General features: G+C 38.0%; 19 protein-coding genes. 12 read left to right on the top strand and 7 right to left on the bottom strand.

Features of this window, described 5'->3' with window-relative positions:
* The first annotated feature begins 146 nt into the window (after positions 1-146).
* Positions 147-2,942, top strand: a complete 2,796-nt coding sequence (locus FB551_RS11660; RefSeq protein WP_047434174.1) for a SusC/RagA family TonB-linked outer membrane protein — start codon at positions 147-149, stop codon at positions 2,940-2,942.
* Positions 2,943-2,956: 14 nt separating this feature from the next.
* Entirely contained in the window at positions 2,957-4,417 is a 1,461-nt protein-coding gene (locus tag FB551_RS11655; RefSeq protein WP_142017616.1) for a RagB/SusD family nutrient uptake outer membrane protein, read from the top strand.
* A 79-nt stretch (positions 4,418-4,496) separates the two neighbouring features.
* Here FB551_RS11655 and FB551_RS11650 read toward each other — a convergent pair whose 3' ends face one another.
* A complete protein-coding gene (locus tag FB551_RS11650; protein ID WP_142017614.1) occupies positions 4,497-5,420 on the bottom strand; it encodes an AraC family transcriptional regulator in 924 nt (307 codons plus the stop codon).
* Positions 5,421-5,603: 183 nt separating this feature from the next.
* Between FB551_RS11650 and FB551_RS11645 the strand changes: the two genes are divergently transcribed.
* From FB551_RS11645 to FB551_RS11635, 3 genes are all read left to right on the top strand, one after another.
* Positions 5,604-7,133 (top strand): aldehyde dehydrogenase family protein, encoded by a 1,530-nt coding sequence (locus FB551_RS11645; RefSeq protein WP_047434167.1) that lies wholly within the window; start codon positions 5,604-5,606, stop codon positions 7,131-7,133.
* A gap of 208 nt (positions 7,134-7,341) precedes the next feature.
* A complete protein-coding gene (gene adhP / locus FB551_RS11640) occupies positions 7,342-8,376 on the top strand; it encodes an alcohol dehydrogenase AdhP (protein ID WP_047434164.1) in 1,035 nt (344 codons plus the stop codon).
* Between the two features lie 89 nt (positions 8,377-8,465).
* On the top strand, positions 8,466-8,849 hold the full coding sequence (locus tag FB551_RS11635; RefSeq protein WP_047434162.1) for a DUF779 domain-containing protein: 384 nt from the start codon (positions 8,466-8,468) through the stop codon (positions 8,847-8,849).
* A gap of 20 nt (positions 8,850-8,869) precedes the next feature.
* On the opposite strand, the gene FB551_RS11630 is transcribed toward FB551_RS11635, so the two are convergent.
* A complete protein-coding gene (locus FB551_RS11630; protein WP_047434160.1) occupies positions 8,870-10,069 on the bottom strand; it encodes a dicarboxylate/amino acid:cation symporter in 1,200 nt (399 codons plus the stop codon).
* A gap of 93 nt (positions 10,070-10,162) precedes the next feature.
* On the opposite strand from FB551_RS11630, the gene FB551_RS11625 reads away from it, so the two are divergent.
* From FB551_RS11625 to FB551_RS11615, 3 genes are read left to right on the top strand one after another with little or no spacing between them, the layout of a single operon-like run.
* A complete protein-coding gene (locus FB551_RS11625) occupies positions 10,163-11,077 on the top strand; it encodes a DnaJ C-terminal domain-containing protein (RefSeq protein ID WP_142017612.1) in 915 nt (304 codons plus the stop codon).
* A 3-nt stretch (positions 11,078-11,080) separates the two neighbouring features.
* Positions 11,081-11,383 carry a chaperone modulator CbpM gene (locus FB551_RS11620; protein ID WP_142017610.1) on the top strand — a complete coding sequence of 101 codons (303 nt, stop codon included), beginning with the start codon at positions 11,081-11,083 and terminating at the stop codon, positions 11,381-11,383.
* A 37-nt stretch (positions 11,384-11,420) separates the two neighbouring features.
* Positions 11,421-11,951 carry a hypothetical protein gene (locus FB551_RS11615; protein WP_142017608.1) on the top strand — a complete coding sequence of 177 codons (531 nt, stop codon included), beginning with the start codon at positions 11,421-11,423 and terminating at the stop codon, positions 11,949-11,951.
* Between the two features lie 58 nt (positions 11,952-12,009).
* Here FB551_RS11615 and FB551_RS11610 read toward each other — a convergent pair whose 3' ends face one another.
* Positions 12,010-13,002, bottom strand: a complete 993-nt coding sequence (locus FB551_RS11610) for a PLP-dependent cysteine synthase family protein (RefSeq protein WP_142017606.1) — start codon at positions 13,000-13,002, stop codon at positions 12,010-12,012.
* A gap of 174 nt (positions 13,003-13,176) precedes the next feature.
* Positions 13,177-14,406: an ABC transporter permease gene (locus tag FB551_RS11605; protein WP_047434151.1), complete on the bottom strand. Its 1,230-nt coding sequence runs from the start codon at positions 14,404-14,406 to the stop codon at positions 13,177-13,179.
* Positions 14,407-14,410: 4 nt separating this feature from the next.
* Between FB551_RS11605 and FB551_RS11600 the strand changes: the two genes are divergently transcribed.
* Positions 14,411-15,607, top strand: coding sequence for an exo-beta-N-acetylmuramidase NamZ family protein (locus FB551_RS11600; RefSeq protein ID WP_142017604.1), 1,197 nt, complete (start codon positions 14,411-14,413; stop codon positions 15,605-15,607).
* On the opposite strand, the gene FB551_RS11595 is transcribed toward FB551_RS11600, so the two are convergent.
* From FB551_RS11595 to FB551_RS11585, 3 genes are read right to left on the bottom strand one after another with little or no spacing between them, the layout of a single operon-like run.
* The gene (locus FB551_RS11595; protein WP_142017602.1) at positions 15,608-15,814 is read right to left on the bottom strand and encodes a hypothetical protein; all 207 of its coding nucleotides are present in this window, start codon (positions 15,812-15,814) and stop codon (positions 15,608-15,610) included.
* A 4-nt stretch (positions 15,815-15,818) separates the two neighbouring features.
* The gene (locus tag FB551_RS11590) at positions 15,819-16,451 is read right to left on the bottom strand and encodes a DUF3575 domain-containing protein (RefSeq protein WP_142017600.1); all 633 of its coding nucleotides are present in this window, start codon (positions 16,449-16,451) and stop codon (positions 15,819-15,821) included.
* A 14-nt stretch (positions 16,452-16,465) separates the two neighbouring features.
* A complete protein-coding gene (locus FB551_RS11585; RefSeq protein ID WP_142017598.1) occupies positions 16,466-17,641 on the bottom strand; it encodes a thioredoxin fold domain-containing protein in 1,176 nt (391 codons plus the stop codon).
* A gap of 293 nt (positions 17,642-17,934) precedes the next feature.
* Between FB551_RS11585 and FB551_RS11580 the strand changes: the two genes are divergently transcribed.
* From FB551_RS11580 to FB551_RS11570, 3 genes are all read left to right on the top strand, one after another.
* Entirely contained in the window at positions 17,935-19,518 is a 1,584-nt protein-coding gene (locus tag FB551_RS11580) for a histidine kinase (RefSeq protein WP_142017596.1), read from the top strand.
* Positions 19,519-19,648: 130 nt separating this feature from the next.
* Positions 19,649-22,222: a zinc-dependent metalloprotease gene (locus FB551_RS11575; RefSeq protein ID WP_226798675.1), complete on the top strand. Its 2,574-nt coding sequence runs from the start codon at positions 19,649-19,651 to the stop codon at positions 22,220-22,222.
* Between the two features lie 6 nt (positions 22,223-22,228).
* A complete protein-coding gene (locus FB551_RS11570; protein ID WP_142017592.1) occupies positions 22,229-25,558 on the top strand; it encodes a SusC/RagA family TonB-linked outer membrane protein in 3,330 nt (1,109 codons plus the stop codon).
* The last annotated feature ends 9 nt before the right edge of the window (positions 25,559-25,567 follow it).

Here is a 25,567-nt window from a genome sequence, read left to right as displayed (position 1 = left end):
AAATACAATTAAAATGATTCTCTATCATTTTTCAAGTATGAATGTGAATTTCTCCGTTCTGGAAGCCTGTTTTCAGAGTTTAATGAATTGATGTTACAGATATTTATCTACATATTTGTCCCTTGAATATATTAAAATCTGTTAATATGAATGTGAAGTTACATGTATTAAGTGCAGGAGCTTTGTTTTTTTTAGGACAAGCTGCTTTTGCGCAAAAATCTAAGAATGATTCTGTTCTGAAGGAGAATAAGATCGATGAGGTAATCGTTACTGGATACCAGAAGAAAAAAGCAGATGAAATTACCCAGGCTCAGGCTGTTGTTGGGGGTGACGAAATCAGAAGAAACTCTCCTACAACGTCTATCGGTAACTCTTTACAGGGTAGAGCTTCAGGGGTATTTGTACAAAGTACTACCGGGCAGCCAGGTGCTGCTGCTACCATTCAGGTAAGAGGTATTGCCGGTGTTGGTGGTTCTTCAGAGCCTACTTATGTAGTAAACGGTATGTATATGACTGCAAGACAGTTCAGTGCAATCAACCCTGCAGACGTAGAGTCTATTTCAATTCTTAAAGATGCTGCTGCGACAGCACAGTATGGTGCGAGAGGTGCAAATGGAGTAGTAGTGGTAACTACTAAAGCTGGAAAAGCTGGGAAAACTCACTATTCATTTGAAACTAAGTTTGGTTTTAGTGAAAAGTTGAGAGACAAAAATTACACCATGATGAATTCTAGGGAATTGATGGATTTCCAGAATCAATTAGGTTACCTTGGATTTAAACCAAGAACTCAACAGGAAATTGATGCACTTGCTGTGTATGATCACAACTGGCAAAAGGACCTGTTAAAGCCTTCAAGCATTCAGTCTTACCTATTTAGTGCGCAAGGAGGTTCCAGAGAAAGTACTTTCTATTACTCTTTAGGATACGATTCTGATAACGGGATTATCAGAGATATCGACGGACTTAAGAGATATACAGGTAACTTTGGATTTACAAATAAACTGAGTGAAAAACTGAATGTTGGTATTAACCTTGGTGTCCAGTATCAGGAAACTCAGAATTTCAGAGACAGAAACAATACTCAGAACCCATTTGGAGCCATGTATAAATATGCTCCGTACGAGCCGGTTTATAACGCAGACGGAAGCTATAATCAAACAATGAGAGCGGGTTCTAACGTTGTTGAGCAGATCCGTAATTACAGATTAGATGATCAGAGACTGAGAATTCCTGTAACCTTATTCGCAGAATATAAAATTATCGATGGCCTGAAGTTTAAAACAAACTTTAACGGACTTTTCGATTGGTACATGGGAACTCAGTGGTTGAAAAAAGGTTCAAACCTGGATATTACAGTGAACAAAGTTCCTACAGGTTCATTAAACAAAAATTCATTCTACACATTTAATTATACTTGGAATAACTCCATTAATTATAAAAAATCATACGGAAGCCACAACTTTGATTTCTTAGGATTTATCGAATATAACGATAACTACAACGAAACAATGAATGGTGGTGCTTACGGATTGAAATCTCCGGTAATCAATGTTCCATCTATTACAACACCTTCTGACAGAAATACATTTACTGGTGTTAAGGTAAGAAATACTTTATTCAGTTTAGCAGGTTTACTAAACTATGATTATGAAGGTAGATATTTGGTAACAGGATCATTGAGAAGAGATGCTTCATCAAGATTTGGTGCCAATAACCAAAGTGGTGTTTTCTGGTCTGCAAGTGCAGCTTGGAATATTGCGAAGGAAGATTTCATGAAAGGTGGTTTTATTAATGATTTAAAGCTTAGAGGATCTTACGGTACAACGGGTAACGATGGTACTTTACCAGACTACTATAACGTTAATAATATCAGTTATGGTTTATATGGACCTAACGGTACTTCATATCCTGGTACAGCTTCACAAGGTTATTATATCATTGGTAACAGCAATCTTAAATGGGAGTCTAATGCGATCACCAACTTAGGAGTTGATTTCACGATGTGGAACAGAAGAGTTCGTGGATCCGTAGAAGTATATAAGAATAAGAGAAAAGATTTCGTACAGCTTGTACCTTTGGACAAGCAGGAAGGAGGATACTATCAGTATATCAATGCGGGAGATATGTCTCAGAAAGGTCTTGAAGTTGAGCTTAGCGTAGATGTAATCAAAAAGAAAGATTTCCAGTGGAATTTACATGCTAATATGTCTTTCCAGAAATCAATTCTTGATAAGTTAGCAGACGGGCAAACAGAAAGAAACTTAGGAGATACTTATATGAAAGTAGGAGAAGCTCCATATGTATTCTATAATGTTAGATTTGCTGGAGTAGATCCAAGCAATGGAAAAGCATTGTATTATGATAAGGCAGGAAACGTTACAGATGTTTACAGCGCATCAAATGCAGTTCCTATTACTGATAAATCTCCATTCCCAAAAAGTTTTGGTGGATTCGGAACTACAGTTCAGTACAAAGGACTTGATTTCAGTGCAGATTTCACATTTAAGCTAGGTGGATATACTTATAACAACATGTACGCTGCTGCTGTAGATCCAACATTGGCTGTTGCAGGTAGAAATATGGCTCAGGCTGCTGCTCAGGTTTGGCAAAATCCTGGAGACACAGGAGTATTCCAAAAAGTAGACTCAAACGGTATGCGTGATTCTGATCAGTGGATTGAAAAATCAGATTACCTAAGATTAAGATCACTTACTTTAGGATATACATTTGATAAAGCATTCCTAGGAGATAAATCACCTATCAATAAGCTTAGAGCATACGTACAGGGACAAAACTTATTTACAGTGACTAAATTCCATGGAGAACCTGAGGTTTCAGTAGGATCTGGGGAATCTACAGCATTGTTCGTTCCGGGAGCATATAACCTTTATACTTACCCTGCTGTAAGAACAATCTTGGTAGGACTGCAATTAGAATTTTAATATTGAATAGCTTTATGAAAAAGAATATAATAAAAATAAGTTTAGCTGCGTTAACTGCCTTTGTTACGTTAACGTCTTGCGACAGAAATCTAGATCAAATCTCATCAATCAATGAAGATCAGGAGCAGGCAATGACCAGACCTGAAACCTTCAGACAAGCTATGGATGGTGCCTATACAGCTCTTAAAGGAGCCGGGTATTATACTAGCGATGTGGGAAATCAGCTTATCATGGGTGATCTTACCACAGATAACCTTGTTCGTACAACTACAGGTAGAAATACCAATTTTGCTGCATCAAACTTTGAATTCTCATCAGATAATTCACAAACAACAGGACTGTATACTGCTGCTTACCTTGTGATCAGCCGAGCTAATTTCGTTTTGAAATATATCAATAACGGAGTATTATCCGGAACACAGAAAACAAATCTGGAAGCTGAAGCAAGAGCATTAAGAGCAATAGCTCACTTTGATATTGTAAGAGCATATTCCCAAATTCCAACACAATCTGCAGGAGCTAAATCCAGTATCGGAATTTATTACGCTGAAAAATATGAGCCTCTCAACAATACAGGATCTAGAAATTTAACTGTTGAGCAGGTATATGATAAGATTATAGCTGATTTATTATTTGGTGCCGATAATATTGCACAAAATGATGCTGATAAAGGAAGACTAAGTAAAGCTGCTATCTATGGATTATTATCAAGAGTATACCTATACAAAGGAGACTATGCTAAGACTGTAGAATATGGAGAGTTGGCATTAGGACTGTCACCGGGCATTACTGAAAAGAAAAATTTCACTTCTCTTTGGAAAGAAGAAAATAATGCTAAGAATGTGGACGGAATTTTATTCCAGGTGTTAAATGCGGCATCAGAACAAAATACAGTAGGTGTTGCATATAATCAATCAGTTCCTGCCTTAAGATCTGAATTTGTTGTGGATTATGATCTGTATACCTCATATACAGATAATGATGTGAGAAAACCTGTTTATTTCACTACCAGTGTATACAGTAAACAAAATTATAATCATGTAACAAAATATTCAGGAAACGGAGGTCCTGCTAACATCGTTTCAATTAAATATTTAAGAGGAGCAGAAGTGTTGCTAAACGTTGCTGAAGCCTATTACAGAACAGGTAATGGTGCACAGGCTTTGGTTCTTTTAAATAAATTGAGAGCTGAAAGATATACTGTATTTACTCCTGGTACAGAAACAGGACAGGCACTTTTAGATGCGATCCTGAAAGAAAGAAGATTGGAGCTTGCATTTGAAAATGACAGATGGTACACGTTGAAGAGATTAAACCTTCCTGTTCAGAGATCAGGTAAAGGAGACCTTTTTGATGGTACCGGTACACCTTCTGTTGTACAGACTCTTGCAGCAGGAAGCTTCAAATGGCAGTGGCCAATTCCTATTTCTGCTATTCAGGCAAACCCGAATATTAAGCAGAATGACCAGTATTAATAATAAAATTTAATTTTTATAATACATAATAAGAGCCCTATTCATTAGGGCTCTTTTTTATTGATATTTTATACATAAATTATCTCATCACCATACTATCCTGGTAACTTTTCGGGGTTACTCCCTCCAGTTGCTTAAATACCCTTGTGAAATAGTTGGTATCTGAAAAACCAGTTTGAAAAGCTGTTTCTTTAATGCTCATCTGGCTGGCTAACAATTCTTTAGCTCTGGTAATTCTTTCTTGCAAAATAAAATCATTCGGAGATGTTCCCAACTCATCTTTGAACATTTTAAAGAAATTCGATTTGCTTACATAAGCCAGTTTGGCAATACTGTCAATAGACAATTTCTGGTGCAGATTTCTTTTAATATAATCTACTACAAAGCCTATTCTCGATTTATTTTTAACAATATTCTTTTCTACCATACCTCTTGCCTGAGTCTGCATCAATCTGATCAGAAGTTCTTTCAATGCAAAATCGGCCATAATATCTTTTTGAGAATTATCATCCATCGCAATTCTCATGATATTGTTGGTGGCGGAGGCCAAAGCTTTATTATTAAACAGAAAATACTCATCCAGCTGAATATTCCATTGCGAAGTTTCATCCACTTTAGGAAGATGATAATTGAGGTAATTAAGAGAATCCTCAATAAAATCAGGATTAAGGCTTAAGGAAATACATTGTGTAGGCGTTTCATCCGCTTCAGGAAAATCAATGACCATCGTTTCTCCCGGAGCAACCAGAATACTTTCTCCCGGATAATAATCAAAATAATTGGTCTTCTTACCCAGTTTCATATATTTCTTACCTCTAAGCATTGCTGTAAATGCAATATTCTCGAAATGAAGCTTTACATCAAAAGCAGCCTTATGAGTTTCATAAATACTGAATTCACAATTGTTTAGATTGAATTTCGTCTGGTTTTCAACAAGACTCAATAGTTGGCTTTCCTTATGTAATTCAGGAGTATTTAATAAAATCTTACTATTGTTATTCATTTCTAAATTTTTTTGAAAAGGAGGTAACTCAAATATAGAAAATTTGAGAGTACGTTGCTGTTAATAAAATACTAAAATTGAACCTCTTGCACTATTTTCCACTTTTTTTATACGATTGTGCTATACACTTTTTGGCTTCCCAGTGTAATTTGGCAGTATAGAAAAAATAAAAACAATACTAATATGAGCACTATTACAGAACCAAAATCAACAACGCTTTTACAGCGTCCGGAGTTCAAAAGCAGATACGATAACTATATTGATGGAAAATTCACTCCACCCGTTAAAGGACAATATTTTGACGTAGTTTCCCCGGTGGATGGGAAAAACTTTACTCAGGTAGCGCACTCCTCCAAAGAAGACTTGGAATTGGCGGTGGATGCCGCTGAAAAAGCATTTCAGACATGGAAAAATACTTCCTCCACAGAAAGAAGCATCATTCTGAATAAAATTGCAGACAGAATAGAACAGAACTTAGAATATCTTGCAACAGTAGAAACGATAGATAACGGAAAAGCCGTAAGAGAAACACTGGCAGCAGATTTACCTTTGGCCATTGATCATTTCAGATACTTTGCTTCAGTAATCCGTGCTGATGAAGGATCGCATAACGAACTGGATAAAGATACTGTTTCCTTAATAGTTCACGAACCTCTTGGAGTGATTGCACAAATCATCCCATGGAACTTTCCGATACTGATGGCCGTGTGGAAACTGGCTCCCGCATTGGCAGCAGGAAACTGTGTCGTGTTGAAACCTGCAGAAAGTACTCCTGTTTCCATTATGGTTTTAATGGAATTGATCGGTGACCTTTTACCTGCGGGAGTTATTAATATTGTTAACGGATTCGGAGCAGAGCTGGGAAGAGCTCTCGTTACCAATCCGAAAGTAGCAAAAGCAGCATTTACAGGTTCTACTGCTACAGGACGTATGGTGATGCAGTATGCCACAGAAAATATTATTCCTGTAACCCTGGAATTAGGTGGGAAATCACCCAACGTTTTCTTCAATTCTGTAATGGACGCAGATGATGAATTCTTAGACAAAGCAATTGAAGGTGCAGTTCTTTTTGCCCTTAACCAGGGAGAAATCTGTACATGTCCTTCAAGGCTGCTGGTTCAGGAAGGAATTGCTGATGCCTTTATTGAAAGAGTGATTGAAAGGGTAAAAGCCATCAAAGTTGGAAATCCACTAGATAAAACTGTGATGATGGGAGCGCAGGCTTCAAAGATTCAGAAAGATAAAATCCTTTCTTATATCCAGTTGGGAATAGAAGAAGGAGCAGAAGTGCTTGTAGGAGGAGATGTGAATCATTTAGGAGAAGATCTGGAAGATGGATATTACATTCAGCCTACGATCTTTAAGGGAAACAACAGAATGAGAATTTTCCAGGAAGAAATTTTCGGACCAGTACTGGCATTTACCACTTTTAAAGACGAAGAAGAAGCAGTGAAAATTGCCAATGACACTATTTATGGACTTGGAGCCGGAGTCTGGACCAGGGATGCCCATCAGCTTTACAATATTCCACGTCAGATTGAAGCAGGTAGAGTATGGGTAAACCAATATCACTCTTACCCGGCAGGAGCACCTTTCGGGGGATACAAACAGTCTGGAATCGGAAGAGAAAATCACAAAATGATGCTCGATCATTACCGTCAAACCAAAAACATGCTGATTTCTTATAACAAGAATAAGTTAGGTTTCTTTTAATATTATTTAGGACGTGCCCGATTGCCTTGGCTTTATCCAGGGCAAAACGGTCGGGCTATCCAGGGCTGCACTTCGTTTCGGTGCTCCATTGCATTCCGCACCGGCTCGTTCCTCGCCGCCCCTCCTATCCCTCACGCAGGGAAATTACCTGTTCAGAAACGGAGATAAAAACTAATAACTTAAAATAACTCAATCCAAAAAATAAAATATGATTCCAAAAACAATGAAAGCGGCAGTAGTTCAGGGCTACGGCCAGCCTCTGAAAATAGAAGAAGTACCTGTAAGAGAACCCGGAAGATATGAAGTCCTGGTTAAAGTCATCGCCTGTGGAGTCTGCCACACAGATTTACATGCTGTAGATGGCGACTGGCCTGCAAAACCCAAGATGCCGCTTATCCCAGGACATGAAGGAGTAGGTATTGTAGTAGCCTGCGGACCGGAAGCTTTTGTGAAAGAAGGAGATGCGGTAGGGGTTCCCTGGCTGTACAGTGCATGTGGATGTTGTGATTACTGCATTACAGGATGGGAAACCCTTTGTGAAGCCCAGAAAAATGGAGGCTACAGTGTAGATGGTGGTTTTGCAGAATACGTCATTGCAGATTCAAGATATGTGGGACATTTGAAATCTGATGTTAATTTTCTTGAAATTGCTCCAATTCTATGTGCCGGAGTAACCGTTTATAAAGGTTTAAAAGAAACAGAAACAAAACCAGGAGAATGGGTTGCCATTTCAGGAATCGGAGGACTGGGACATGTTGCTGTTCAATATGCAAAAGCAATGGGAATGCACGTAGCAGCCATTGATGTAGCAGACGATAAGCTCGAACTGGCGAAAAAACTAGGAGCTGATCTGGTAGTGAATGCAAAAAACACTGATCCCGGAGAATACTTACATAAAGAAGTCGGCGGAATGCATGGCGCTTTGATTACAGCAGTTTCACCTATTGCTTTCAAGCAGGGAATAGATGTGTTGAGAAGAAAAGGAACAATTGCCCTGAACGGGCTTCCTCCCGGATCTTTCGAACTTCCTATTTTTGAAACCGTTCTGAAAAGAATCACCGTAAGAGGTTCTATTGTAGGAACAAGAAAAGACTTGCAGGAAGCATTGGATTTTGCCAACGAAGGATTGGTAAAAGCTACAGTCACTTCAGCAAAACTTGAAGATATCAATGATGTATTCGATAAAATGAAAAAAGGACAGATTGACGGCAGAATCGTTTTAGATATTGCTGGCTCAAATTAATTTGATGATGTGTTGCTGATCCCGGTTAGAATGTATTTTACCGGGATCTTTTATCAATATACGGTAGATGTTAAGCTAAAATAAAAACAATGGAAACAAAAATATCAAGACTTTCCGCTACAGATGAAGCTCTTGAAGTAATCCGGAAACTGGAAGAACAATATGGCCCTCTGATGTTTTACCAGGCAGGTGGATGTTGTGAAGGTACTCAACCCCAATGCTTTGAAAAAGGAGGTTTTTTTCCCAGAATGAACGATGCGATGATCGGAACCATTAACGGACATGAGTTCTGGATAGACCGCGACCTCTTTGAATACTGGAAATATTCACATTTTACCCTTGATGTTACAGACGGTTTCGGACCTGGCGGTTTCTCCCTGGAAACTCCTTTGGGAAAAACCTTCAAAGTTCATTACAGACTTTTCACTCCTGAAGAATATGAAAACCTGGAAACGGTAAAACGTAGTGAATAGTGCGATTTAACAAAAACAAGTCAGACTTTTACAAACCGGTTGACAAACATGGCTGCCACAATATCTCCTACAGCATTCAGAACGGTAGCCAACGGATCTACTAAAGTTCCGATGATCATCACCGCAGGAATCGCTTCCTGAGGCAGTTTATAAACAGAAATCATCAGCATCTCACCAATATACCCGCCGTTAGGAATACCACCCGCTACAATACTCACAAAAACGGTAATTCCCAACGCTAAAAGCAGATTGGCAGGATCAAAAAAATCCCTTCCAATAATTAAAAAGGCTACATAAATCTTAATGATAGATGACATAGAAGACCCGTTTTTATGCAGTGTTGTCCCGATAGGAATCACGAGATTGGCAATAGAATTCGGAATTCCTATTTTTGAAGCTGCCTGTAAATTGGCCGGCATTGTTGCAAAACTGCTGCATGTACTTATTGCGGTTAAAGTAGGATAAATGGCATTTGTCCAAAAGCTTTTAACTCCTTTCTGTCCATTGGCCATGAATGCATAGATAGAAAAGAACACAAGGAAATAAATAACTCCAGCAATATAATATAACCCTAAAGGTTTAGCATAAAATCCAAAAAGCTGCGGCCCTAAAGTAGCAACCTGATAGGCAAAATAAGCGCCCAGACCAATGGGTGCTAGTTTCATAACCAGCAAAAGAAGTTCTTTCATCACTTCATACCCCGAAGCAATAAAAACCCTGAAAGGCTGTCCCTTTTCTCCTGTTTTTCTGGCTGCAAATCCTGTCAGAAAAGCAAATACCAGAAGAGCAAGCATATTCCTTCTTGAGAAAAGCTCTGTAAACTCACCCACCGTAAAGAAACTTACAATTCTGTTACCCCAGGTATCCTCATTGGCAGCTTCTGTAATCATTTCGGAACTTCCTGAGACACCCGAGACCGGGAAAAGATATACAGCACAGATGGTAAACACTGCGGCGGTGAGAATAAAGAATAAAAAGGTAAGAGACATCACAAGGATGATCTTTCCGAATTTAGACTGCTGCTCCAGAGAAGCAATAGAATTGGAAACAGCAAAAAATACCAGCGGAACTACACTCACGAAAAGAAGATTAAGAAAAATATCCCCCAAAGGTTTTATATATTCCACAAAACCGGGAGCAACAATTCCTATGATGCTTCCAATGGTGATTCCTAAAAGTAAAAATATGATTCCGGAGTAGTTTTTCAATACATCTTTCATGTATAGCTTTTTATCAAAGATAGGTTTATTTTTAACATTCTGTTATACAATTTTCAGACCTAAAATTCATAAATTTGGGTAAACCACATTTCTATGGCTTATATAGATTACTATAAAATTTTAGGCGTAGATAAAAACGCAACACAGGATGACATCAAAAAAGCTTACCGGAAACAGGCAAGAAAATATCATCCCGATCTCAATCCCGGAGACAAAGAAGCAGAAAAGAAATTCAAAGAACTGAATGAAGCTAATGAAGTGCTGAGTAATCCGGAAAACAGATCAAAATACGACAAATACGGAGAAAACTGGAAGCACGGCGAAGAATACGAAAAAGCCCAGCAGCAACAGCAAAGACAGTATCAGCAGCAAAGTTATAACGGAGGATACTCCGGAGCAGACTTTGGTGGCGGTGAAGATTTCTCCGATTTCTTCCAGGATATGTTTGGCGGAGCAGCTGGTGGATTTGGCAGAAGTTCCAGAGGAAGAGCTTCCGGCAAGTTCAAAGGGCAGGATATCACTGCCGAATTGAATCTCAATTTAAGAGATGCCGCAACCACTCATCCGCAAACTTTTGAAATCAATGGTAAAAAAGTAAGAATCACCATTCCTGCAGGGGTGTACGACGGGCAGCAGATCAAGTTAAAAGGACATGGAAATCCCGGTGTAAACGGCGGACCAAACGGAGATTTATACATTACCTTCAATATCCCGGCAGATCCGGATTTTGAAAGAATCGGTGATGATCTGAAAACCAAAGTTACTATCGATCTGTACACTGCCGTTCTGGGCGGAGAAGTAAAAGTACAAACTCTAAACGGAAGCGTAAACCTTAAAGTGAAACCGGAAACCCAAACCGGAATGACGGTAAGGCTCAAAGGAAAAGGTTTTCCTGTCTATAAAAAAGCAGGAGAACACGGTGATCTTTTTGTAACCTATGAAGTGAAACTGCCAACCAACCTTACCGAAAAGCAGAAAGAACTTTTTGAACAACTAAAAAATTCCTAAGCTATGAGTGAAAGAATATCACGGGAAGAACTCGTAAAAATCTATAATATAGAAATTACTTTTTTTGATGAGCTTGTAGACTATGGGCTGCTGAATATTCAGATTGAAAACAATATTCATTACCTGATGTATGAAGATCTGCCCGCTCTGGAAAAATTTGCCAACTGGCATTATGATCTCGAAATTAATCTGCCGGGTCTTGAAGTCATTCATAATATGCTGAAAAAGCTGGATGCACTGAACCGCAGAAACAGAGAACTGATGAACAAACTTTCTGCAATAAGTGATCAATATGAAGATATTTAGTTTAGTTTTGTAGCTTTTTAAAGCAAACTCTATAATTATGAATGAAGAAAAGGTGATTACACTAAAACCTGACAGGAAGATTTTTGAAGATATTTATTTTAGCGGTAATCAGGGAAGTCTGCTTTTTTCACCCACTACAAAAAGTAAAACCATTGCCACCATTGCAGCAGCCGTAGTTGTTTTCGTCGTTTTTCTTTTGAAAGATCAACTGAGCAAAGAAAGTAAGGGGATTCTATATTTTTTAAGCTTTATATTTTTGCTTTGTGCGGTTTTTTTATCCGTAAGCGTTAATAAAGTTTCAAGATGGAAAAAACAGGTAAATCATTATCTAAGCACGCTTGAAAGATGTAAAGTATACGAAATAAGATTGGATAATAACTTTTTCACAGTAAATATCGATGGTGAAAAGGAAACCAGTGACTGGAAAGATTTTGAGTATTTTGATAGTACTCATGAATTTATTTCTCTTGAAGGAAAATACAACTATATGTTTCCCAGAAAATCAATGAGTGAGAAACAATACAGTTTTCTAAAGAATACCTTAAAAGAGAAAGTGAACATCAGCTGATAAAAACAAAAACGGAGCAAAATTATTTTGCTCCGTTTTTTATGATTTATAAGTTAGCTTATTTGCTTTCTTCCAGCCATCCCATTTCCTTCATCCACTCGTCATTGTAGATTTTTCCTACATATCTTGAACCATGGTCATGAAGTAAAACTACAATTACATCATCTTTCGTGAACTGATCTTTCATCTGAATTAAAGAGGCAATAGCGCTTCCTGCAGAATATCCACAGAAAATACCTTCTTCCTTCGCAAGTTTTCTTGCATAGATAGCACCATCTTTATCGGTTACTTTCTCAAAGTGATCAATTACAGACATGTTATAGTTTTCAGGAATAATATCTTCCCCGATTCCTTCTGTAATGTATGTATAAGCGTGGTCATAATGCAGTTCACCTGTTTCGTGGAACTCTTTAAGAATAGAACCGTAAGTATCCACTCCGATTACTTTAATATCTGAATTTTTTTCTTTGAAGAAAGTTCCGCACCCGGTGATTGTACCTCCTGTTCCGGCTCCTACCACAAAATGAGTCAGTTTTCCTTCTGTCTGTTCCCAGATCTCCGGAGCGGTAGATTCATAATGAGCAGCTCTGTTGGATAAGTTATCATATTGGTTGACATACCATCCGTTTTCCGTCTCTTTTGCCAGTCTTTTGGAAACTGAATAATAAGAACGTGGGTCGGTAGGTTTTACGTCAGTAGGGCAAACAATTACTTCTGCACCTACAGCACGAAGAATGTCACATTTTTCTTTAGACTGTTTTGAATTGGTCACAAAGATACATTTGTACCCTTTGATGATGGCAGCCAAAGCCAGTCCCATTCCTGTATTTCCGGAAGTTCCTTCGATAATGGTTCCTCCAGGTTTTAATCTGCCGTCTTTTTCAGCATCTTCTATCATTTTAAGAGCCATTCTGTCCTTTACTGAGTTTCCGGGATTGAAGGTCTCTACTTTTGCTAATACTAATGCCGGAAAATCTTCACCTAATACTTTGTTAAGCTTTACCAGCGGTGTGTTACCTATCGTTTCAAGGATATTTTTTGCGTATTTCATAAATGTTTTATAAGCGGCACAAAGATAAGGCTTTTAAAATTATCTGCGCTGTGGATAACATGTGGATAAGTTGTGGATAACACTGAAGCCAATTGAAAGACAATCGATAACTTTCAATTATCAATTATCAATTATCAATTATCAATTATCAATTATCAATTATCAATTATCATGTTAGTTGTACTTAATCGCCTTCACCGGAGAAATTTTACTGATCAGGTAGCTCGGAATAATCAGCGCCAGTCCTGAGATAATAAGAATTCCTACTGATATGGAGATAATGGCAATCGGATTAAGATCAACCGGAACAGTGCTTACGTAGTAATTTTCAGGATTAAGCTTGATGATTCCAAAGAATTTCTGGATTAAAATCAATCCCAGTCCGATAGCGTTTCCATACAAAAGTCCCGGAATCATAATAATCAGGGTATAATTGATGAAAGTGGCTCTTATCTGTGAATTGCTTGCGCCTAATGTTTTAAGAAGACCGATAGAATTGGTTCGTTCAATAATAAGGATCAGAAGAACCATAATGATATTGATAACCACTACAATCAGCATGATGATGATGATTAAAGCAATATTGGTATCAAAAATACTGATCCAGTCTGTAATCTGCGGGAATTTTTCTGTCGCTTTTTCAGCATAGTTTTTATACCCGATCAGTTTTTCAATACCAGGAAAATCCTTGTCGATATCATTCACGTTCTTCAGGAAAATATCGATTCCGCCAATTTCATCAGGTTTCATATCCTGAATTTTTCTGGCATGATTGATTCCGCCAATAACAAATTGCTCGTCAATGAGCTTGATATCGGTTCTGTAAATTCCAATAACTCTGAATTTACGGTAAAGCGGTTTCTGATCAGCTTTTAAAAATACGGTTACAATGCTGTCGTTCAATTTAAGATGAAGGTCATTGGCTACTTTCTGCGAAATGGCTACATCACTATTGAATCCCTTTTCTGTTACCTTTGGAGTTGTTCCGGCAATAAGGAATTTTTTGAATCTTAAACTGTCAAAATCTTTTCCTATTCCTTTAAATATAATGCCTGCAAAATTATGCTCATTACGCATAATTCCGGTGACCGTCACATATTTTTGAGTGCTTTCCACATCGGGAAGCTCTTTTATTTTGGCAATATTCAGTCCCTGATTATCCAGTACAGAAGTATTGTACGAAGAATTGGATCGCGTGGATCTTACTGTAATATGTCCGCTGAAATCGGCCAGCCTTTCTTTGATAGCTTTTTTTGAACCAAAACCGGTGGCTACGGTAATCAGGGAAACGATAATTCCCAATGCTACGGAAAGCCTGCCAATGAAGATGATAACCCTTGAAAGGTTATTTTTGTTATCTTTGGAAAATGCTATTTTTCTAGAGAAATATAAAGGAAATTTCAAGCTTATGAATTTAGATTTCAAAATTAAAAATTTACTTCTGATTTGCCTAATTTTTTTAGGAGTATTCAATCAATATTATTCTCAGACTCAAGTTCAACCGGATTTTAAAACGGGTGCCGATCAGCCTGAAATCTACCTGCCGCTGTTAAAAAATAAAACAATAGGCGTGGTAACCAATCAGACAGGTTTAATGAGTGATAAAACCCACCTTGTTGATTTTCTGGTTAAAAACGGGATTAAAATCAAGTCCATTTTTGCTCCCGAACATGGTTTCAGAGGGGATGCTGATGCGGGTGCAAAAGTGAAAAACGGAGTAGATGTAAAGACAGGTATTCCCATTGTTTCTCTATATGGCAATAATAAAAAGCCAAAACCGGAACAGCTTTCCGGAATTGATATCGTTGTTTTTGATATTCAGGATGTGGGCGTTAGGTTTTATACTTATATATCCACTTTGTCTTATCTGATGGAAGCAGGCGCTGAAAACAATGTGGAAATCATGGTATTGGATCGTCCCAATCCTCATGACGGATACACAGACGGCCCTGTATTGAGAAAAAAATGGACAAGTTTTGTAGGAATGCATGAAGTTCCCGTTGTTTACGGGCTTACGATAGGAGAATATGGAAAAATGGTTAACGGTGAAAAATGGCTGAAGAATCAGGTTCAGGCTGAATATACGCTTGTTCCGATGAAGAATTATCATAAAAAGCAGCGTTATCCGATGCTTGATAAACCTTCTCCTAATTTACCCAATGATAAAGCCATTAATTTATATCCGAGCCTTTGCTTCTTTGAAGGTACTCAGGTTTCCGTGGGAAGAGGAACAGACCTTCCTTTTCAGATTTATGGTTCTCCATGGACGGAAAACCTTCCTTATCAGTTTACGCCAAAACCAAGCTATGGAGCTAAAGATCCATTCCTGAATGGAAAATTATGCTATGGTGAAAATCTTTCCAATTACCCTAGAGATCTAAGAGAATTGAATCTTGAATGGGTAATCAAAGCCTATCGGAATTATAAAAACCCTCAGCAGGATTTCTTCCTGAAAAATTTATGGTTTGATACCTTATCCGGAACTGATGAATTGAGAAAACAGATTATCGCAGGAAAATCAATTCCGGAGATTAAAGCTTCATGGAAAAAAGATCTGGAAAGTTTTGAAAAGATCAGAACCAGATATGTGGTGTATAAAGATTAATTAATCAAAATTCTGGGGCGGATTTTTATCATTTTTGCCCTTATTTAATATAAAAAGTCCCACAGTCAGTCCAACAACTCCAGCAAAAGCCGTCATTAAAGCTCTCTGTAATTTATCAGGCAGATCATTCCCGATATAATTCATTAAAAAAAGGATCACAAAAGTGATCACTAGAATGATCATATGATTTTTTCCAAATAATTTCATTGTCTTATTTTAGCTTGTAAGAGATCATTATTCCTCCTCTGTACGGAATGATTTCGCCACTTTTGTTAAATTCTTGTGCGGAATCATAGCGTCTTCCGGTAGTACGGTCATATCCTTTGTAAAACCCCTGTGATGTTCCTACAGTAGCATACAGATCAAGATTCCATCGTTCGGATAGCTGGAACTGATACCCTGCTGTTACCCCCAGCATAAAAGAAAACCCTCTTTGATACAGATTAGAGTTGGTAAGGATTTCCCCATTCCAGTTTTCAAAACTATTATCATTCCAGTAATTCCATTTTGAAGCATTGTAGGCCGCAAAACTAATGTTGGCTCCTATATACCAGTGTTTGAAAGTTTCATTAAAATAGTATCTTCCTTCTGCGGATACAGAATAAAACTGTAATTCATGTCCTGCGAAAGATTTCCATGGTGAAATGAAAACATCTCCGTGAAGGGTATATTTTGGACTAATCTGTTTTTCTATTCCTAAGTTTAAAATTCCTATCGGAGCAAATAAAGCGTTCCCTTTTATGTATAAACTTTTATCCTGTCCTCCTTGTTCCTGTTCCTGAGCGCTCAACATAGTTGTGGACAGGAAAGCTAAAATGCCTGCTGCTAATAATTTATAATTCATCCGGTTTATAATGTTTATTTTATTTGCTTTAATAGTTCATCTGCCAGTTGAGAATCCTTATTACCCTGAACGGCCATATTTCTTGCCATTTCAGCATAGTTTTTTGCCATTTCCTTATTTCCCGTAAGATGATAAAGTTTGGCAAGAATATATGTGTTTTCTGAAGTTTCGCTTCTCATGACAGATTTTTCTGCCCATTCCGTAGCCTTCTTTAATGAAGATGGGGTTTTCACATGATCTGCAAATATCCATGCAGCTCTCAGGAGTTCATTCGGATCAAAAGCATCAGAATTTTTATAATAGTCTAAAGCTGCTTTTTCGTATTCAGGAAAATTACTGTTCTGTTCATAATAACTGAGCTTAGTCTGATTCAGCTTTTTAACAGCCGCTTCTTTTCCTACCAACGGTTCAGCCGCTTTCATGAAGTGATCGTCACTGATTTTTTTATTTTTATCATCAATAGACTGTTCTACTATTTTCCCCAATTTCAGCTGGGCATCAAATTCATTGTAAGTTTCTTCAGGAAGGAATTTAATAATCTCTGCTTTTCTGGATGCAAAAACAGAATAGTTGATATCTTCCGATGATTTTACGAAGTAAAGAAGAAATCCGATTTCATCTTTTGTCAGTTCTTCGGTTTTCTTTTTGTTCTGGAAGTATCTTTCTGAGGCTTTTTTGGCAAATTCATAATCTGAGTTGGCATTAAGCTTCATGATGTTAATCAGGAATTCCGGGTCTTTTTCACCACCGATAAAGCGGTCTTTAAGAGATCCTTTTTTATTTCCGGGTGAATTGATGTCCTGAGCCATTGCCACAAACAGGCTTTCTTCCATATATCCGGTATTTCGGGAAACCAGTTCTCCTTCACCGTTCAGGAAAAGATAAGTAGGATAGGAACGTACTCCGAATTTCGAAGCGATGTCTCTTCCTTCTCCTTTTTCCATATCAAATCTTGCATTAATGAAGTTGGTGTTATAATAATCACTTACCGCTTTCTGAGTGAAAACATTTTTTTCCATCATTTTGCATGGACCACACCAGGATGCATAGGCATCAATAAAAACCAATTTCTTTTCTTTTTTGGCTTTTGCAATAATATCCTTGAATGGCAGCTCCTGAAACTGGATGGCTTCCTGAGCAGAAATCGCGATGGCACAAAAAATAGATATCCCGGAGATGATCTTCTTCATTTTCAAATAAGATTTGTAGGCGAAGATAATTAATTTTCAAAATATAGCGTACTGAATCGGTAGTCTGAATGACGATATTAACGAACTTTAAGACTTAAGCGTATCCGGATTTTCGTTTTTTAATTTAAAATATGAAAGGGCTCAAATGCTTTTACTAGTGGTTTATTTTCAATATGCTGTATCTGTTTTAAAAAATTGAAATCAAAATTTAATTCACTCTATAGTCCTGAAATCTTTGTTATATCTTTGCAAACGAATAATTTATATGTTGAGGAACCTACAATTTTGAGAATTTGATTATTAATTTTAAGCACGCTTTATCCAAAAAATCCATTTACATTACCGCTTTATCTGCCTGCCTTATCGCAGTGGCAGCATTTGCTGTTTTGAGTCTTCTGATCACAGAAGACAGCCGTAAAAATACCGATGATTTTGCAAAAAAGACCTTTTTCCGAAAGTATGAATCCATAGAACATGAGTTCAGGAATATTGAGGATTATCAGTACCTGCTTCGTGCCCTGATTCAGAAAGACGGCCTGAAGAATTATAAGGATTATTCTTCGGTTCTCAATGAGTTAAATAAAAAAAGAAACCTGCTGCCCTATAGCTGGTATTATTATGAAAATACCGCTTCAGGAAAAACAGATAGTAATAATCCTTTATCCGGTATTTTCAACAATACCCAAAATAATGAGAACTCTATTGTTCTTAAAAATAATGGACCGGGACATTTCAAAGACCTTTTGCTTACTAAAAAAGACAGCATGTACTGGATAAGCTATGATTCTTTGGTATTACCCGATAAAAACAAATTGTACTATGGGTCTACGGTAAGTCTGGATGATCTTCATCAATATTTTATCAATGTTGATAAAAGCTCCAATACCTACGCTTATGTCTTTACTAAAGAAGGAATCTGTATCACGCATCCTGAAAAAAAATATATAGGAAAGAATATTTTTGATTTCACTGATATTAAAGCTAATGACACGTTAACCAGCAAAACTGAAGCTGGATATACTAAAGGAACAGCCGTTTCAGAGTATCTTGGAGTTGAGGTAACCCGATTCATAAAACCTTTGAAGACCGATAATTTTGATGGTTACACAGTGGTGAATCATGTAAACTTTATTATTGATGAAAACCTCAGCAAGATAAAAGCTTATACCGTTTATATTTTCCTGGCCGCGCTTTTTCTCATCGTAACGGTTTTTATATTATTCCAGAGAGCAACCAATCTGGCTTATCAGGAGAAAGAGAAAATACAGTCTGAGAAGAATTTATTGCTGATAGAAAACGAAAAAATGCACAAGGCAGAAGTGATCAATCAGCTTCAGCAGCTTAAAAATAATATCAATCCGCACTTTCTTTTCAATTCATTGAACTCCCTTTACATGCTGATCGGGATTAATAAAGAAAACGCACAGAAGTTTACCATGAACCTCTCTAAGATATACAGGTATCTTATCGTGCCTCCGAAAGATAATATTGTTCCGGTTTCGCAGGAAATCAAGTTTATTCAGCAATATATGGAACTGCTGAAAAGCAGGTTTGATGAAGAAATGAAGTTTGAACTGATTGTTAATGCTCCGGAAAGTCTTGAAAAAAGAATACCGTATTTATCCCTTCAGATTGTTACGGAAAATGCTACCAAACACAATATTGCAACGATAGACCAACCTCTGGAAATTATCATTATTGTTGATGAGGATGGGGTCACGGTAAAGAATACCTGGCAGCCCAAAACTGAACCGGTGCAGGGAGAGAAGTTCGGAATTGATTATTTGAATCAGGTTTATGGGTATTTTAAGAATAATCTTCTTCATATTTCTGTAGATGGTGAATATTTCGTATGTTTTTTACCTTTAATGGAGTAAAAATAAAAATCCATTCACTCCCAAAATATCACCATTCACTCCCTAATATTATATATATGATTCACGATACCTATAGCTTTGCTTGCTGAAACTAAGATATTTACTATTTGGAATGAATCGGACTATTTTAATGAAGAATTACAGACTTGCGCTGTATCTCGGTCTCGCTATGGCCTCACCAATGGCAGTAGCTCAGAAAAAAGATAAGGATACGGTAAAGGTCAATAAAGAAAAAACGGATAAGACAGAAACATCCTCATCAAAAAAAACAAAAAAAATTGAAGACCTGATTAAAAAAGGGACCTATAAAAAGGGACTTTTTAATACCATTCAGGTAAAAACGGATATTTATTTTGAAATTCCTGACAGTTTAATGGGACGTCAGTTTTTGGTAGTTAACAAACTTTCGCAGGTACCGATGCAGGTAAATGAAGCGGGTTTAAACAAAGGAATGAATTATGAAAATAAGGTCATCTCTTTTCACCGCGATCCTGTAGCTAAAAAGGTCTGGGTAAAAACTGTGGTTCCTAAAGTGTCATCCCCAAAAAATGATGCCATTACAAAATCTGTGAAAGATAACTTCTCAGAATCTGTGATTGAAGTTTTTGATATTGAGGCACAAAATAACGACTCTACAGCGGTGGCTATTAAAGTGAACAAAGTTTTTGACGGAAATCAGAAGAGCTTTAATGATGTGTTGGCCAATGTAGGATTAGGAGGATCTGTGAAATCAAGCCTTTCTTATATAGAAGGAGTGAAAACATTTCCTAAGAACCTTGTGGTGAAGTCACAATTGTCTACCTCTGTCAATGAAGGTGGAGTAGATCTTCCTGTAACATTAGGAGTGACTACCAATCTGGTTCTTCTTTCTGAAATACCGATGAAACCGCGAGTTGCAGATTCAAGAGTAGGATTTTTCTCCGAAAAACACTGGTCGTTTAATGACAATCAGCAGAAAATGGATGAAAAATTCTTCATTACCAAGTGGAATCTTGAACCTAAAGATGAAGATAAAGAAAAATACTTAAGAGGTGAGCTGGTAGAACCTAAGAAACCGATTGTTTATTATATCGACCCGGCAACACCAAAACAATGGCGTGCGAAAATCATTGCCGGAGTACATGACTGGCAGGCGGCGTTTGAGCAGGCAGGATTCAAAAATGCAGTGATTGCGAAAATGCCGGATGAAAAAGATGAAGATTTTGATATTGATGATGTAAGATATTCTGTAATTACTTACGCCGCTTCGCCAAAGTCAAATGCAATGGGACCATCAGTAGTAGACCCGAGAAGTGGAGAAATCATTGAAGCGGATATTATCTGGTGGCACAATGTAATGACTTCTCTTCATGACTGGATGAGAATTCAGACAGGGCCTATTGATCCTAAAGCACGAGGAAATAAATTCAGTGATGAACATATGGGTGAAGCCATCCGCTTTGTTTCATCTCATGAAGTGGGACACACTTTCGGATTGAAGCACAATATGGGGGCATCCTTTGCCTTCCCGGTAGAGTCGCTTCGTTCCAAAGAATTTACGGACAAAATGGGGGGAACGGCACCTTCCATCATGGATTATGCCCGTTACAATTATGTCGCTCAGCCGGAAGACGGAGTAACAGCAATCACCCCGAAAATCGGTATTTACGATAAATATGTGATAGACTGGGGGTACCGTTGGTATCCGGATGAATTTGTCGAGAAAAAAGCGCTGAAAGAATTAATTGAAAAACACGAGGACGACCCGATGTATTTCTACGGTGAGCAGCAGAGCTACCTGGAAACCATTGATCCGCGTTCGCAGTCTGAAGATTTAGGTGATGATGCGATGAAAGCCAGCGAATACGGAATAAAAAACCTTAAAGTGGTGGTTAACAATCTTTTGAAATGGACGTATGAAGACGGTAAAGAATACACAGATGCCGGAAAATTATATCTGGGAGTGATCGGGCAGTGGGATCTGTATACAGGTCACGTAATGGCAAATGTAGGTGGAATCTATCTGAACAATACTGTTTTTGGAAATAAAAAGAAAGCCTATGAAGCTGTTCCTGCAGAAATTCAGAGAAGAGCCGTTGATTACCTTGTTAAAAATGCGATCAACCTTCCGGAGTGGCTATTCTTTAATCCGATTACAGAAAAAACGTATCCGGTAAAAGATTCACCAATGGGACCATTCGAGCAGACACCGTATACCATGGCAAGAGGAATGCAGTATGCCAATATCTATTCTTTGTTTATGGATGACAGATTGTTGAGGTTGCTTGAAAACGAGCTGAAGCATCAGGTTTCAGGATCAAAAGAAGAAATCTATACGGTTGAGAACTTATTTGATCAGGTAAGAACAGCCATTTTCAGTAAAAAAGGAAGCCTTACGATGCTTGAAAAAATGACTCAGAAAAATTATGTGGATGCTCTTATTGTTTCGGTGAACAAGTTGTTTGAAAAGACGGCAGTAAAAGGATTGAAAGTAGATGATACACTGAATATCCCAACCATCTGTAATTTCCATGAAGATGATCACGGCTTGAGGAATATCAATTATTCATCCATGAAAAGAGTATCTGAAGTGACAACTTACAAGAGAGCGGAACTTCAGAAAGTTCTGGACTTACTGAACAGAACCAGGTACAGAGGTGATGATGCTTCGAGAGCACATTACACAGATTTAATCATTCGTATTCAGGAGGCTTTAAACAAATAAACGGCAATGAAAAAAACTCTAATACTTTTACCTCTTTTGGCCGCTAATATAGCAATGGCCCAACAAAAGAAAACCATCACCGGGAAAATAGAAGATGCCAATACTTCTCATTTTATCACGGGTGCATCTATAAAAATTGAGACGCAGTCAGTGTCTACAAAAACAGAACTAACAGGAATTATCGAAAGTGTATCAGTGGGTACAGTAACCGATAAGGACGGAAAATTCATCCTGGAAATTCCTGAAGATACAAAAACAGTATTGGTCAGTTATCCTGGGTATGAATCCAGAGTCATTCAGCTGAATGAAGGACAGACCAATTATACCATCAGACTGACATCTGAAGTTTCAGAAAAAAATAAAATCCAGGAAGTCATCATCACCGGATATCAGAAGATTGAAAAACGTAAGCAGACCTCAGCGGTTTCTACAGTAAAAATGGACAACATCAGCCAGGCTGGTGTTGCCAGTGTAGACCAGATGCTGGCAGGGCAGATTGCCGGTGTGGCAGTAACTCCTGAAACCGGTGCTCCTGGTAGTCCGGCGAAGATCAGAATCAGAGGTACAGCTTCCCTTTCCGGGCCGCAGGATCCGCTATGGGTAATCGACGGTCTGCCGTTAGAAGGAAATGATGTTCCTAACTTTACCGATAAAGACAATATTGATCAGCTTCAGAACTTCTCTATCGCAGGGCTGAACCCAAATGATATTGAAGATATTACCATCCTTAAAGATGCCGCAGCAACAGCTATTTATGGAGCAAGAGCAGCGAACGGAGTGATCTCCATTACCACCAAAAAAGGGAAAAAAGGAAGTCTGAAACTAAATTTTTCAGCAGATACTTTTGTTACATCACGCCCTGATTTTGATAAACTGAATCTTTTAAATGCCTCTGAAAAAGTAGACCTGGAACTTATGCTTGCTAAGCGGGCAGATCTTACTTACCGCGCAGATAAAGGAGAAGTAATGAGAATACTGACTCAGAATAACCAGCTTGATGCTTTCAGAAACGGAGGTTTTGATGCGTTGAATTCATTCACACGCCAGCAAATTAACGGTTTAAGAAATAACAACACAGACTGGGGTAAACTGTTGTACAGAAATGCCATCAACAAACAATACGGATTAAGTGTTTCCGGAGGAAGTGACCGTGCAGACTACTATTTCTCTCTGGGATACTATGATGAAGAAGGAACAACTATCGGAACGGGTTTTAAACGGTATAACCTGACTTTAAAAAACAATTATAAATTAAGCGATAAGTTAAATGCAGGAATCTCTATTTTTGGAACGCAAAGTGAGCGAGAATCTTTTGTAACGGATGCTGATGCCTCAATCAACCCTGTGAATTATTCAAGAAATGCCAATCCTTACATGAAGCCTTTCAATGCAGATGGAAGCTACAATTATGATAGAGATATGGATGGTTTTGAAGACCGTTATATTCCTTTCAACTTCCTCGAAGAAAGGGAAAATACCAACTATTCGCTGAAAAACAACTCTTTGAAGGCAATTTTAGATTTAGAATATAAAGCTTCAAAAAGTTTAAGATTTACCTCTCAGTTAGGAATTCAGTATGATGCAAACAAAACAGAGAAGTTTGCAGCAGAGAATACCTATTTCACTAGAAAAATGAAAGAAAATACCCGCTATTACAAAGACGGTAAATACAATTACTTTCTGCCGGCTGGTGCGGTAAAACAAAACTGGGATAATGATTTCTTCCAGTACAACTGGAAATTGCAGGCGGCGTACAGCACAAAGATCAATAAGCATGAGATTGATTTGATGGCAGGTACGGAAATCCGTAAAACAGAGGATAACACAACGATTACAAGAGCTTTCGGATATGATCCGAAGACCAGAAGAGCGACTGCAATTGTTTTCCCGAATTCAGGTTTTGCAGCGGACAAAAGATATGAAACCTACCGTGAAGCAGCTCCTATAGAGAATGCTTACGCTTCCATGTTTGCAACAGCATCATATACCTACGATCAGAAATATACCTTCTTCGGAAGTGTAAGATATGATGGAACTAACCTTTTCGGGGTAAATAAAAAATATAAATATCTTCCCATCTGGGCAGTTTCAGGATCATGGCTGGTAACGAAGGAAGATTTTATGAAAAATATTTCTGCAGTATCCAACCTTAGACTGAGAGCATCTTACGGTCTTCAGGGAAATATCGACAGAAATACATCGCCATTCTTTATCGGTGAATATAACGATGCAACCATTCTTCCGGGTGGAAAAGAACCGATCATCAATGTGATCAGCCCTCCGAACGATAAACTGAGATGGGAAAAAACAACCAATACCAACCTGGGGCTTGATTTAGGATTGTTCAACAACCGTGTAAGCCTTACTGCTGATGTTTACAGCAGAAAAGGAACGGATATGATCAGTATGAAAGAAACCCCTCTTGAAACAGGATTCGAATATACAATGATGAACTGGGGAAGCTTGACAAACAAAGGTTTTGAACTGGCAATATCTACCAGAAACATCAATCATGATAATTTTAAGTGGACAACTACCATCAACTTTGCTCACAACAAGAGTAGAGTATTAAGCGAGCAGCCACGTGATAATGCATTGCTTCCATCAAGAGAAGGACTGCCTGTAAATGCTGTTTTTGCGTTGAAAACCGCAGGAATGGACGAACAAGGAAATCCATTATTCTGGAAAGGAGATCAGAAGATTTCAGCAGCAGAATTCTTTAAGTTATATGATGTATATGCAGATTTCTTACCGGGACAGCTTGTAGATACCAAACTTTCAAACGCTGAGTTGAGAAGCCTGTTTACCTATGTGGGAGACAGAGATCCGAAATTTACCGGAGGAATTATCAATACCTTTAAGGTAAGTAATTTTGATCTTACCATCTCTGCAACATTCAACCTGAAGCAGACGGTGATGAGAACGCCTTCTTACAGAGGTATGGAGCTGGACAGAGGAAGAAACTATACAAGAGATATCTACGAAGCAGGAGGCTCACTTCCGGGAATTACAAGTCCTGATATGGATGCTAATCCGGATGGATGGATGGCTAATAAATGGTTTACCGGAAACCGTTCCAATGCATACAGTTTACTGGATGTATGGGCAAAAGAGATTAGCTATATCAGAATCAGCAGCATCCGTTTAGGATATACACTTCCTAAAGAATTTACAAACCCTATGGGGATTTCGAGTCTGAGACTGAGCGTTGAAGGGCGTAACCTGTTTGTATTCAGCAACGGATATAAAGGATATTTCGATCCGGAAACGTATGGTAATATTTATGCACAGCCTATCACTAAGTCGGTGACCGTAGGATTTAATGTTTCTTTTTAAAACTTGAGA

Source organism: Chryseobacterium aquifrigidense, from assembly GCF_006716485.1.
GTDB lineage: Bacteria > Bacteroidota > Bacteroidia > Flavobacteriales > Weeksellaceae > Chryseobacterium > Chryseobacterium vietnamense.
The sequence above is the reverse complement of the archived record's forward strand: the minus strand, read 5'-3'. Positions and strand labels throughout refer to the sequence as shown.